The sequence below is a fragment of the Streptomyces sindenensis genome (assembly GCF_014649035.1).
In the GTDB taxonomy this organism is placed as follows: Bacteria; Actinomycetota; Actinomycetes; order Streptomycetales; family Streptomycetaceae; genus Streptomyces; species Streptomyces sindenensis.
In genome coordinates, this window is sequence record NZ_BMSG01000009.1 from 41,374 (window position 1) to 53,196 (window position 11,823).

The window sequence follows — 11,823 nt, forward strand, 5'->3', positions numbered from 1 at the left end:
TTCGGGCCGACCTGGGACCCGCTGGCTGCGGGTCGACCGAAAGCCGTTGTCTACTGAACGTCCGGGCCCCACCCGGGTCCCACCCTCCGTCCGGCTGAATCCTTCCCTCGCCCCCGAGGCGCGGGCGCTGAACCTGGCTGTCAGCGGTGGTGCGCCGGTGCGGCACACCGCCTCATGACCCAGCGGCGTTCGACGACTGCGTGGAGGTTTAACCGGTCGGACGTCCTGTGGTGGACCCGGCCGAACCTACCGGCCCGTGGGCGCTTTCTGTCAACAGCCGTGCGACCTGCGACTTTTGCCGAAATGGCCTGGTCAGTGCCGAAGGGTCGCAGGTCGCGGACCGGCGATCGGGCCATCGATCGGCGGTACGAAATGTCCCGACGTCACTCGTTCGGTCGCACGTAGACCGTTTGTCCGAGGACCACGGTCCGCAGGCAGACGGGGAGGTCGGCGCCGGGCGTCAGGTCCGGCAGACCGGGCGTGCCGGACCGGGGGTCGGTGGACCAGCGGGCGACCCGGTCGTCGGGGGCCTGGACCAGCAGTTCGGCGGTCCGCCAGACGGCGTAGTCGGCCGGGGCGCCGGGCACCAGGAGACCCGCGTCGTCGCGGCCGATGGCGCGCCAGCCGCCCCGGGTGTGGGCGGTGAACCCGGCGCGGACCGAGACCCGGTGCTCCGGGGTGCGGTGGTGGGCGGCGGCGCGCACGGTGCCCCAGGGGTCCAGCGGGGTGACGGGGCTGTCGGAGCCGAAGGCGAGCGGCACTCCGGCGCGCAGCAGCGCGGCGTACGGGTTGAGGGTGGCGGCCCGCTCCGCGCCGAGGCGTTCGGCGTACATCCCGTCCGGTCCGCCCCAGGCGGCGTCGAAGGCGGGCTGGACGGAGGCGGTGAGGCCCAGCTCGGCGAAGGCGGCGATCGTCTCGGGGGTGAGCATCTCGGCGTGCTCGACGCGGTGCCGGGCGGCCCGGATCCGGTCGAGGCCGAGCGCCCGGGCGGCGGCCCTGACCCCGTCCACCACCGCGGTGACCGCTCCGTCGCCGATGGCGTGGAAGCCCGCCTGGAGGCCCGCCTCGGTGCAGGCGGTGACATGGGCGGCGATCCGGGCGGCGTCCAGGTGTGCGGTGCCGGTGTGCGGGGCGTCCGTGTAGGGCTGGTGCAGGCAGGCGGTGTGCGAGCCGAGGGAGCCGTCGACGAACAGGTCTCCGGCCGCGCCGATCGCGCCGAGTTCGCGGATGCGACGGGCGTCCTTCTCGTCCGCGATCTCCTCGGCCCAGAGGCCGAAGACGCGCGGGCCGGGCCGTTCGGCGGCCAGGGCGAGGAGGGCGGTGAAGTCCTCCTCGTCGGAGATCTCGGGTCCGCCGCACTCGTGGACGCTGCCGATGCCGAGGGAGGCGGCGTGGTCGAGGGCGGCGCGCTGGGCGGCGGCGCGCTGGGCGGCCGGGAGCGCGTTGTGGGCGGCCGCCCGCACCGCGTGGTGGGCGTCGCCGGTCAGCGGCCCGTCCGGGTGATACCCCGTCATCGCGGTGACGCCGGGGACGAGGTCCAGCAGGGCCGTCGTGACGACCGCGGAGTGCACGTCGATGCGCGGCAGGTAGAGGGCCCGGCCGCCGGCCGCCTCGTCGAGCTCGGCGCGCGAGGGGTGACGCCGCTCGGGCCAGCGGGCGGCGTCCCAGCCGTGTCCGAGCAGGACGTCCCCGGGGGCGCGGCCCCGGCCGAACGCGCGGACGAGGCCGAGCGCCTCGGACAGGGTGCGGGCACCGGAGAGGTCGAGTCCGGTCAGGGCCAGGCCGGTGGCGGTCGTGTGCACATGGGCGTCGGTGAACGCCGGGGTGACCAGGGCGCCTTCGAGGTCGACCACCTCGTCCACGCCGCTCGCGAAGGCGTCGGCGGCTCCTTCGGAACCCACCCAGGCGACATGCCCGCGTTCGACGACCATCGCGGTGGCGAACGGGTCGGCGGGGCTGTGGACGTCCCCGCCGCGCAACAGCACGGTGCGGTGGTCGGGAGTGCTCTGGGGGGCGGTGCTCTGACTCATGGGACCAGTCTCGCGCCTGGCGGCGGCCGCCCGGACCGCGGCCCCCTCCCACGGGGCGTAGACCCGCGCCCGGGTCCACGGATGCCCGCCCCTCGCGAGGGGCCCGGGCCCGGGGTTCCCGGCCTCAGATCCGCGGGGGCCGGGCCTCGTACGGGGTGGAGAGGACGACGGTGGTCCGGGTGGACACACCGGCGAGCGTACGGATCCGGGTGAGCAGGTGCTCCAGCTCCAGCGGGGTCGCCACCCGCACTTTGAGGATGTAGTTCTCGTCCCCGGCGACGCTGTGGCAGGCCTCCAGTTCGGGCACCCCGGCGAGCCGTTCGGCGATGTCGTCGGGGGCGCTCGGGTCGAACGGTTTCACCGAGATGAACGCGGTGAGGGGCAGCCCGACGGCCTCGGGGTCGACGACCGCGGCATAGCCGCGGATCACCCCGCGCTGCTCCAGCCTGCGGACACGCTGATGAACCGCCGAGGTGGACAGGCCCGTGGCCTTGCCCAGGTCGGTGTAGCTCATCCGCCCGTCCTTGACGAGCAACTCAACGATCTGACGGTCCAGCTCCTCCATGCGGATCAACCTATGGCCCCGAGCACCGCTCGGCACAGTCGCGCGGGTCACGGAACGGCACCTGCGGGCGGCATGTGACGAACGCCACAGGCTCACGGGTCGGTAACGGGCCGCCTCGCGGTTACCGGCCACGCGCGGCGGGAAGTGCTTGCTGTGGTCGAGGCCGTGTCGCCTTGTCGACCCACCCGAGGGGGGAATTCCCGTGCAGAGCCTGAAGCTCACCGAACGTACCGAACCGGAGCCTGTCGATCCGGACGACGACGGTACCGCCGACGCGTACGACATGTTCGAGATGGTCCGGGTGATCTGCCCGGACTGCGCCCAGCCCATCGCACTGCTGGCCGACGAGGACGTCCTGCCGGAGCACGCCCGGTGCCCCACGCCGTGGAATCCCTTCGTGCTCACCGTCTGCGCCGGCACCGGCCGCGGCGCGAGTGACGCCCGGCCGGCGGACGAGACGCTGGAGCTCCAGGAACAGGAGGCCGGGCTGCTGCTGACGCTGCCCCAGGGCCTCGACTGGCGGATGCAGCCCTTCTCGCACGCCGGAGGCCCCGGCTCCCGTCCGCTGCGGGTGCCGCGGATGCGGCGCGAGGCCGCCTGACCCGCACCCCGTACGCCCGCCCAGCACCACGACGGACCGCCGCCGTGGTGCCCGCGGCCCCGCGTCCGCCGCTCGCCGGCCCGGCGCATGGGAACCCGCGAACGCGCGCTCGAATCGGCGGGACAGTGACCCCGGCCCGCCCCGCGGCGTTGGCCCCGTATGACCACGCTGCATTCACCAGTCGGTTCGGGTCGCCGCCGGCTCGCCGCTCCCACCCCCGAAGAATCGGTTCCGCAGCCGGGAACACCCGCACAGCCACTGCCCCGCTCCACCGGGGACTCACCCATGGGCACGCCCGTGGACCCGCCGATCTACAGCGCTCTGCTCAGACAGTGGGAGAGCGCCGGCAGAACCGTGCCCGGGCACCGCGACCCGGAGTGGAGCCAGGCCGCGGCCCTGCCCGCATGGCCCGATGGACCGCTGCGGTTCAGCGCGTCTCGGGACCCGCGAGGTGGCGGGCGATGACCATGCGCTGGATCTGATTGGTGCCCTCCACGATCTGGAGCACCTTCGCCTCGCGCATCAGCCGTTCGACCGGGAAGTCGAGCGTGTAGCCGTATCCGCCGAGCACCTGGACGGCGTCGGTGGTCACCCGCATGGCCGCGTCCGTGCAGAACAGCTTGGCCATCGCGGCCTGCCGGGAGAAGGGCTCCCCCGCGTCCCGCAGCCGTGCCGCCTCCAGGTACAGCGCCCGGCCGGCCTCGATCTGGGTGGCCATGTCGGCGAGCATGAACCGCAGCCCCTGGAAGTCCGCGATGGGGCGGCCGAACTGGCGCCGGTCGGTGGCGTAGCGGACGGCCTCGTCCAGGGCGGCCTGGGCGACCCCGACGGCGCACGCGGCGATGCCGAGCCGCCCGGAGTCGAGGGCGGACAGGGCGATGGCGAAGCCCTGGCCCTCCTCGCCGATGCGCCGGTCGTCGCCGACCCGTACGCCGTCGAAGTGGAGCTGGGCGGTGGGCGAGCCCTTCATCCCCATCTTCTTCTCGGGGAGGGCGGCGTTCAGCCCCTCGGCATCGCCGGGGACGAGGAAGGCCGTGATGCCCCGGGCGCCCTCGACACCGGTCCTGGCCAGCACGGTGCAGAAGTCCGCCACCCCGCCGTGGGTGATCCACGCCTTGGTCCCGGTGATGACCCAGTCGTCCCCGTCCCGTACGGCCTTGGTGCGCAGCGAGGCCGCGTCGGAGCCGGAGGCGGGCTCGGAGAGGCAGTAGGCGCCCAGCAGACCGCCGGAGAGCATCGCCGGGAGGTGGGCGGCCCGCTGCTCGTCGGTGCCGTATCCGGCCAGTGCGTGGCAGGCGAGGGAGTGGACGCTGACGCCGAGTCCCACGGTGAGCCGGGCGGCGGCCAGTTCCTCCAGGACCTGGAGGTAGACCTCGTAGGGCTGGTCGCCGCCGCCGTGGTCGGAGCCGTACGGCAGTCCGAGCAGTCCGGCCTCGGACAGCAGGGTGAAGACCTCGCGGGGGAAGACGCCCGCTTCCTCCTCCTCCGCCGCCCGGGGAGCGATCTCCTTGGACACGATGTCGCGGACGAGCGCGACGAGCTGCCGGGACTCCTCGGTGGGCAGACGGCGTTCCACCGGCTGCGGGGCACGGTCGGACATGACGGCGCTCTCCTCCCTGTCGGGCGTTGCGGCGGTCGCGCGCTCGGGGTGGGAGAGGCGCCGCCGGGTGATCTCCCGGAAGTGACCCGGGAAAAACAGACTGCGCAGCCGATCCTGCCCTCCCGGGTCACGGGCGGCACGGTCATCGGCTGTGGCGGGTTGAGTATGCCCGATCGGACGTCTTACGTCACGGGGGCAAAGGCCAGGTCGGAGGCGTGAAGAGGACGGGAACGATCAGTGTGCTGGTCCGAACCATTGACCCAACTGGTCCAGTCCTCCTACGGGTTCCCCGGCCTCGGCGGCGCGTTCTTCCGGGAGCTGAGTGGTGACTCGGCGAACGGCGAGCTGATCAAGGCGATCGACTGGCCTGCGGGTCACCACGCCTAGAGCAGGCCGAGCCGGGTGACCAGCATCGCGAACACGACGACGAAGGCCCAGCCGGCGATGTGCTCCATCAGCTTCGAGCCGTCCTCGGGGCCACCGGTACGGGCCCGGCGGGCGTGGTGGGCGTGAGCAGCGGCGGTGGTCGCGGTCATGGGCGTCTCGCTCTTCGTCAGGCTGTGGCAGGGGCCCCGCCCCCTGGTGACCCGACCAGCGTGCCAGCGCCCGGGCCCGGGCAGAACGAGATCCCGGTCACGGCCCGGAGCGCCCCGGCCGGCCCGGGGAGCCGCCGTTCCCCCGCCACCGCAAGGAAAAGGCCGCCGGGGCCGGGCGCGCGGGCCCGGGTCCACTGTGGGCGACGCCACAGCGTGCCGCCCCGCGATCCCGGCCCGAAATCCCGGTGCGCCCGGTCGGGGCGCACGACATGCTGCGCCCATGAATGAATCAGCCCCCAAGGACATCCTCCGCCTCTACCTGCAGAACGCCCGTAACGCCCTGCTCTGGAAGCTCGACGGGCTCTCGGAGTACGACGTCCGCCGCCCGCTCACGCCCACCGGCACCAATCTGCTGGGCCTGGTCAAGCATGTGGCGAGCGTCGAACTCGGCTACCTCGGCGACACCTTCGGGCGGCCGTCCGGTGAGGCGCTGCCCTGGGTCGCGGAGGGCGCCGAGGCCAACGCGGACATGTGGGCCACCGCCGAGGAGTCGCGCGAGCAGATCGTGGGCCTCTACCGGCGGGCGTGGGCGCACGCGGACGCGACGCTCGACGCACTGGAGCTGGACACGGTCGGCCGGGTGCCCTGGTGGCCGGCCGGCCGCGACGACGTGACGCTGCTCCACGCCGTCGTCCGCGTGACCGGCGATACGCACCGGCACGCCGGGCACGCGGACATCCTGCGCGAACTCATCGACGGCGCCGTCGGGATGAACCAGGGCAACACCAGCATCCCGCCGGGCGACGCGACGTACTGGGAAGGCCACCGGGACCGGCTGGAGCGGGCCGCGCTGGAGGCCGGGGAGCGGCACGGGGGCTGAGCCGTCGAGCACCGGTGTCGGCCCGGGCTCTTCCCACCTGACGGTGACGGGGTGAGGCTCCCGGGGACGGCGGCGGGGAACGCCGGCCCGGGAGCGGGCCGTCACTTGCGGCCGACGCCCGCGTACATCGCGACGTCCGGCGTGGGCGTCGGGGCCCGCCACGCGGAGCACGACACCACCCCGGGCTCCAGCAGCTCCAGGCCGTCGAAGTAGCGCGCGACGGCGTCCGGGGTGCGCTGCGTGAGCTTCGGGGTGCCGTGCTCGTTCCAGAACGCCACCGCCTCGTCGACGTCCGGCATGTCGGCATGGGTGACCGTGTGGGAGAGGACGAGGTGGCTGCCGGGCGCGAGCGCGTCCATGAGCCGGCGCACGATCGCGTACGACTGCTCGTCGTCCTCGATGAAGATGACGACGCCGAGCAGCATCAGCGCCACCGGCTGCGAGAGGTCGAGCGTCTTCGCCGCCGCGGCCAGGATGCCGTCGACGTCGCGCAGATCGGCGTCCAGGTAGTCGATGCGCCCCTCGTGCGTCCCGACCAGCAGCGCCTGGGCGTGCGCCAGAACGAGCGGGTCGTTGTCCACGTACACGACCCGGGCGTCGGGGGCCACGCGCTGGGCTACTTCGTGGGTGTTGTCGGCGCTGGGCAGCCCCGTCCCGATGTCCAGGAACTGCGTGATGCCCTCCTGCTCGGCCAGATGGCGCACCGCCCGCCCCAGGAACAAGCGGTCCGCCTTCGCGTAATCGCCGATCCCGGGGTGCAGCGCCCGGATCTCGTCACCGGCCGCCCGGTCGACCGGATAGTTGTCCTTGCCGCCGGTCCAGTAGTTCCATATCCGGGCGGTGTGCGGCCGGGTGGTGTCGATGCGCGATTCGATGTCGGTCACGCGTTCAACTTAGCGCGCCCCTCCGGCAACTCCGGTACACCGGGGGCGCTTTGCTCACATCCGGTCCGACCGCGGCCGCCCGGTCGGGCCCGCGGCGCCGCGTATGCTCCGAGCCACCCCGACGCCGGCCGGTCGCCACGGGTGAAGACGGCCGCGCGCAGGCGATCCGGGGGCCCCGGCGGGCGACCGACCCGGTCGTCATGGGGACGACCGGTGGGCCGCCCGTCTCACAGCAGCCCGAGCGACCGCAGGACCCGCTGCCGGGAAGGCGTCGGCCGGTCGGGCCAGTACACGTAGCAGACGCCGCCCGTCCCGCTCCTGACCTTGCCCTCGGCGTCGTAGCGCTTGGTCCTGAGCCAGATGTTCTCGAATTCGCGCCTGCGGTAGACCCGGCGTACCGCGTCGTTGTCGGGTGACGCCGGGTCGTTCGCGACGACATCCCCCTCGGGGGTGAAACCGATGACCGTCATCAGATGGCCCGACGTGCCGTATCCGGCGCCGGTCAGCTCTTCCTTGAGGAAGGACTGGGAGGTGATGACGGGGATTCCGGCGCGGACCAGCCGCTCCACGTCGGTGAGCGACCCGAGCCGGGTGACGACGGCGTTCATGTCGCGGTACGTGGCGGCGTAGGCGGCGTTGAACGGCCAGTTGCCGCAGCCCCCGTACTGGTAGTCGTAGGTGTTGCGGGCCGCGTGGCAGACCTGGGGGTCGGGCAGGCCGGGCTTGACCCAGGCGAGGTCCTCCGCGGTGGGCTTCCGGCCCCAGTACTCGATGATCATCTGCGACGAGGTGGGGCTGCACCATGCCTCGCCGCCGTTGTCGTACTCGGGGTACTGCCCGATGTGGATGTTCTGCGAGTAGCGGGGCACGGGCAGTTCGCGGGCGGGCCCGGGGGCGGTCTCGGGCACGGTGAAGCGGTCGGGCACGTCCGAGGCCATCGCGCCGACCCGCCACACGGTCGGAGTGAGCCGGCTGCCCGGGGCGCGGTACAGCGTCAGCCGCAGCCGGAAGGAGACGAGGCGGACACCGCTCGCCGGGTCGTCCACCGCGAGGGTGTCCGTCCACACGGAGCTGTGCGGGTCGCCCTGGTCGTCGACGGAGGTACGGCGGATGTCGCCGTCGCCCGCCGCCCAGCGGCCCATCACGAACCAGGGGGTCGCGGTGCCGTCGGCGTACCGGCCGCTCAGCTCGACCTGGATCCAGGTGCCGGCCGGCGTACGGGCGTTCCAGGAGGCGATCACCTCGGTGGCCGGGACGGCACAGCGGTGGACGGGCGAGGTCCAGGTGGCGTAGTCCCAGGCGGCCGTCTCACCGGTGTGCGGGTCGGTGTGGTCGGTGCGGCCGGCCGGGGCGGCGATCACCAGGCCGGGGCGGACGCCGGGGAGGATCCGGGTGCCGTCGCCGGTGCCGCAGCGCCAGTCGGTGCAGGTGTGCCAGAAGCGGTTGTCCACGAGGGCCGCCGGGGGTGCGGAGGAGCCCGCGGGCGAGGACGGGGCGGCGGACGCGGGCGCGGCGGAGGAGGCCACCGTGCCCGCGCTCGCCGCGGCGGCGAGCGCGGCGGTCAGAACGGTTCTGCGCGAAGTCGGACTGGTCATGGTCGTGACCCCCGGTCGGATGCGGAAGGTGGTCTGCGGATGCCGTGCGGTGTGCGGTTCGGGTGCCGTGCGGTCCGGTGCGGTTCGGGTGCCGTGCGGTTCGCCAACTATCCCGGTTCCGGGGCGGATCGGGCCAGCGGTTCGGCAGCCGCCGCCGAACCAATATCGGTCTGGACCACTGGCATGACCTGCGACGGTTCCCCGGCGCCCGCGTGCCGGAACGTACCCTGGCACCATGGACGACCTGGCCCGCCACGCCGATGACCTCGCCGCACTGCCCCCCTCCTGCGGGCCGGTCCGGCTCGTCGCGGTCGACGGGCACGCCGGTTCGGGCAAGAGCACCTTCGCGGCCCGCCTCGCGGCGGCGCTGGGCGGTGCCACGGTCCTCCACTTGGACGATCTCGCCACGCACGAGGAGCTGTTCGGCTGGACGGGAAGGCTGCGGGAGCAGGTGCTCCTGCCGCTCTCGCGCGGCGAGCGCGCCTCCTATGCCCCGTACGACTGGACAGAGCGCCGCTTCGGGCCGGCCCGGACCCTGGAGCCGGCCCCGGTGGTGCTGGTGGAGGGGGTCGGCGCGGGCCGTCGGGCGGTGCGGCCGTGGCTGGCGGCGCTGTGCTGGATGGAGCTGGACCGGGAGACGTCCTGGGAGCGGGGCCGAAGCCGGGACGGGGCCGGGCTCACCGGGTTCTGGGACGGGTGGACACGCGCCGAGGAACGGCATTTCGCCGAGGACCCGTCCCGGCCGTACGCCGACACTCTGGTACGCCAGTTGCCCGAGGGGTACGCGTGGCTGCCGGGGCCTCGTACGACAGCGAGAGAGTGAACCGGAACGTCACATACCGTAGCCAGGGCGCCCCGCCATACCGAGCAGTCGGAAATCGGCCCGGAAGTGCCCCAACTCCGCTTGACCGAGGGGCCTTACTGGTCTTACGTTCTCATTGTGCGGCTTTTCGGAGCCCCCACAGACGCGAAGCCCCCGGTTGTTCCCCCGTGATCGGGGGCTTCGCCCTGTGCTCCTGGCACCGCTCCGACGACTACACAGAGCGATGCCCTCACCCTCGGTGACCACTCCTGAGGGTCGATCATTGAGCGGTCCCGCCCCACGTGCGCGGGTACGATGCACCTCGTTGTGGTCAATTCCCTTCCTCCACGCCGTGATTCAGCACGCTCAGGTGGGCATGCTGTGCGGGCGGGACATCCTGGGGGCACGGTTTGTGGGGGACCTGATGGACATCGGCACACAGGGCGCTGGAGCCCCCGCCGACCTCGCCTGGCTGCGTGGCCTGGACGCCTACACGATGGGCGCCTACCCGCAGGCCGAGGAGGAGTTCAGAGCCGCGGTGCGGTTCGATCCCGGCATGGCGGACGGCTGGCTCGGCCTCCACGCGCTGCGCATCGACACCACCACGGCCCTGTTGCGCATGTACCGGCACCGCGACCGCTTCGGCGAACAGCGCGCCCGTCACCGTCGTACGCTCAACTCCTGGTACTGGCTGGGCTGGTGGGTGCAGCCGGTGCTGGAGAGCCCGCGCGATCTGCTGCTGGCGCACGCCTCGCACTGGCTGGACGGACGCCATGTGCCCGAGCTGGACCGGGCACTGGCCGGGCTGCCGCCCGTGGACGCGGACCCGCAGGTGCGCTTCCTCCACGCCTGCCGCTCGTATCTGGTCAAGGACTGGGAGCAGTTGGTGCGCTGCACCGAGCAGCTCGTCGACGATCCGATGCTGGGCATCGAGGCGGGTCTGTTCGGCGGGATGGCCCGGGTGCGGCTGGAGATGTTCGGGCAGGCGGAGCCGCTGCTGTCGGCCGCGTTGATGCGCTGTCGCAGCGAGCAGCCGCAGCGCAAGGAGCTGCGCTACTGGCTGGCGCGGGCCCACGAGGGTACGGGCCGGAGCGCCGCCGCCCTGCCGCTGTACCGGGCGGTGCACCGGGTGGATCCGGCGTTCATGGACACCTCGGCCCGGCTGGCCGCGCTCGTGGAGGGCGACGGGTTCGACGAGTCGGCGGATCTGGCCGCCGTGTCCCTGACCGGTTTCGGTTCGGGGAGCGCGGGGGCGGAGGCACAGCCGGAGGGCGACGCGTTGCTCGGCACCGATCTGGTGGACGGGCGCGAGTCCTGGCCGGTGGGCGAGGCGGGGCTGCTCGGCGACGAGCCAGCCGCCGGCCCGTCGGCCCCGGTCGAGGGGGCCAGGCGCACCAAGACCCGCAGGCCGCCGCCCTTCCCGGCCGGGCCGAGCGATCCCGTTCTGCTGGCCGAGGCGCTGGCGCAGCTGGAGCGGATGGTCGGCCTGGAGCCGGTGAAGCGGCAGGTCAAGGCGGTCTCGGCGCAGTTGAACATGGCCCGGCTGCGGGCCGAGCAGGGGCTGCCCGTGCAGCCGCCGAAGCGCCACTTCGTCTTCTCCGGGCCCTCCGGCACCGGCAAGACCACGGTGGCCCGCATCCTGGGCCGGATCTTCTACGCCCTCGGGCTGCTCGGTGGCGATCATCTGGTCGAGGCCCAACGATCGGATCTGGTCGGGGAGTTCCTGGGCCAGACGGCGGTGAAGGCGAACGAGCTGATCGATTCGGCGCTCGGCGGGGTGCTGTTCGTCGACGAGGCGTACAGCCTGGCCAACTCCGGTTACAGCAAGGGCGACGCGTACGGCGACGAGGCGCTCCAGGTGCTCCTCAAGCGGGCCGAGGACAACCGGGACCATCTCGTCGTCATCCTCGCGGGGTACCCGGAGGGCATGGACCGGCTGCTCGCCACCAATCCCGGACTCTCCTCCCGGTTCACCAGCCGGGTCGACTTCCCCAGCTACCGGCCGCTCGAACTCACCGCGATCGGCAGTGTCCTGGCCGCCGAGAACGACGACGTGTGGGACGAGGAGGCGGTGGACGAGCTGCGCTCCATCAGCGGCCATGTGGTGGACCAGGGGTGGATCGACGAGCTGGGCAACGGCCGTTTCCTGCGGACGCTGTACGAGAAGAGCTGCGCGTACCGCGATCTGCGGCTGTCCGGCTACGCGGGCGAGCTGACCCGGGAGGATCTGTCGACGCTGCGGCTGGCCGACCTGATGCAGGCCTACGGCGAGGTGCTGTCGGGGCGCGGTCCGGTGGGCCGGGGCAAGCAGGAGCCGGGGGCGGTGTGAG

10 protein-coding genes and 1 pseudogene are annotated in these 11,823 nt (G+C 73.0%); 5 read left to right on the top strand and 6 right to left on the bottom strand.

The window, feature by feature from the left end; all coding sequences use genetic code 11:
• Positions 1–383: 383 nt before the first annotated feature.
• Positions 384–2,030, bottom strand: a complete 1,647-nt coding sequence (locus tag IE145_RS12890) for an amidohydrolase (RefSeq protein WP_189521064.1) — start codon at positions 2,028–2,030, stop codon at positions 384–386.
• 124 nt (positions 2,031–2,154) lie between these two features.
• Positions 2,155–2,595 (bottom strand): Lrp/AsnC family transcriptional regulator, encoded by a 441-nt coding sequence (locus tag IE145_RS12895; protein ID WP_010057405.1) that lies wholly within the window; start codon positions 2,593–2,595, stop codon positions 2,155–2,157.
• A 202-nt stretch (positions 2,596–2,797) separates the two neighbouring features.
• Between IE145_RS12895 and IE145_RS12900 the strand changes: the two genes are divergently transcribed.
• Positions 2,798–3,196: a hypothetical protein gene (locus IE145_RS12900; protein ID WP_010070124.1), complete on the top strand. Its 399-nt coding sequence runs from the start codon at positions 2,798–2,800 to the stop codon at positions 3,194–3,196.
• Positions 3,197–3,623: 427 nt separating this feature from the next.
• On the opposite strand, the gene IE145_RS12905 is transcribed toward IE145_RS12900, so the two are convergent.
• The gene (locus IE145_RS12905; RefSeq protein ID WP_189521065.1) at positions 3,624–4,796 is read right to left on the bottom strand and encodes an acyl-CoA dehydrogenase family protein; all 1,173 of its coding nucleotides are present in this window, start codon (positions 4,794–4,796) and stop codon (positions 3,624–3,626) included.
• 255 nt (positions 4,797–5,051) lie between these two features.
• Here IE145_RS12905 and IE145_RS33740 point away from each other — a divergent pair, with 255 nt between their 5' ends.
• Entirely contained in the window at positions 5,052–5,183 is a 132-nt protein-coding gene (locus IE145_RS33740) for a hypothetical protein (protein ID WP_268246815.1), read from the top strand.
• Here IE145_RS33740 and IE145_RS12910 read toward each other — a convergent pair.
• Complete coding sequence (locus tag IE145_RS12910; RefSeq protein ID WP_189521066.1) at positions 5,180–5,332, bottom strand: SCO1431 family membrane protein; 153 nt, start codon at positions 5,330–5,332, stop codon at positions 5,180–5,182. The two genes, IE145_RS33740 and IE145_RS12910, sit on opposite strands and share 4 nt — an antisense overlap.
• A gap of 280 nt (positions 5,333–5,612) precedes the next feature.
• Between IE145_RS12910 and IE145_RS12915 the strand changes: the two genes are divergently transcribed.
• Positions 5,613–6,212, top strand: coding sequence for a DinB family protein (locus IE145_RS12915; protein WP_189521067.1), 600 nt, complete (start codon positions 5,613–5,615; stop codon positions 6,210–6,212).
• 101 nt (positions 6,213–6,313) lie between these two features.
• Here the strand turns inward: IE145_RS12915 and IE145_RS12920 are convergent, their stop codons facing one another.
• Complete coding sequence (locus IE145_RS12920) at positions 6,314–7,096, bottom strand: SAM-dependent methyltransferase (protein ID WP_189521068.1); 783 nt, start codon at positions 7,094–7,096, stop codon at positions 6,314–6,316.
• Positions 7,097–7,323: 227 nt separating this feature from the next.
• On the bottom strand, positions 7,324–8,691 hold the full coding sequence (locus IE145_RS12925; protein ID WP_189521069.1) for a C39 family peptidase: 1,368 nt from the start codon (positions 8,689–8,691) through the stop codon (positions 7,324–7,326).
• A gap of 235 nt (positions 8,692–8,926) precedes the next feature.
• Between IE145_RS12925 and IE145_RS12930 the strand changes: the two are divergent.
• Together IE145_RS12930 and IE145_RS12935 are read left to right on the top strand one after the other, a co-directional pair.
• A pseudogene (locus tag IE145_RS12930) lies at positions 8,927–9,555 on the top strand (uridine kinase family protein); the annotation flags it as partial.
• 362 nt (positions 9,556–9,917) lie between these two features.
• Entirely contained in the window at positions 9,918–11,822 is a 1,905-nt protein-coding gene (locus tag IE145_RS12935; protein ID WP_189521270.1) for an AAA family ATPase, read from the top strand.
• The last annotated feature ends 1 nt before the right edge of the window (position 11,823 follow it).

Bases quoted from the DNA above. Each gene is read 5' to 3' on its own strand.
- IE145_RS12890 (WP_189521064.1), bottom strand. From the start codon at position 2,030: ATGAGTCAGAGCACCGCCCCCCAGAGCACTCCCGACCACCGCACCGTG.
- IE145_RS12895 (WP_010057405.1), bottom strand. From the start codon at position 2,595: ATGGAGGAGCTGGACCGTCAGATCGTTGAGTTGCTCGTCAAGGACGGG.
- IE145_RS12905 (WP_189521065.1), bottom strand. From the start codon at position 4,796: ATGTCCGACCGTGCCCCGCAGCCGGTGGAACGCCGTCTGCCCACCGAG.
- IE145_RS12910 (WP_189521066.1), bottom strand. From the start codon at position 5,332: ATGACCGCGACCACCGCCGCTGCTCACGCCCACCACGCCCGCCGGGCC.
- IE145_RS12915 (WP_189521067.1), top strand. From the start codon at position 5,613: ATGAATGAATCAGCCCCCAAGGACATCCTCCGCCTCTACCTGCAGAAC.
- IE145_RS12925 (WP_189521069.1), bottom strand. From the start codon at position 8,691: ATGACCAGTCCGACTTCGCGCAGAACCGTTCTGACCGCCGCGCTCGCC.
- IE145_RS12935 (WP_189521270.1), top strand. From the start codon at position 9,918: ATGGACATCGGCACACAGGGCGCTGGAGCCCCCGCCGACCTCGCCTGG.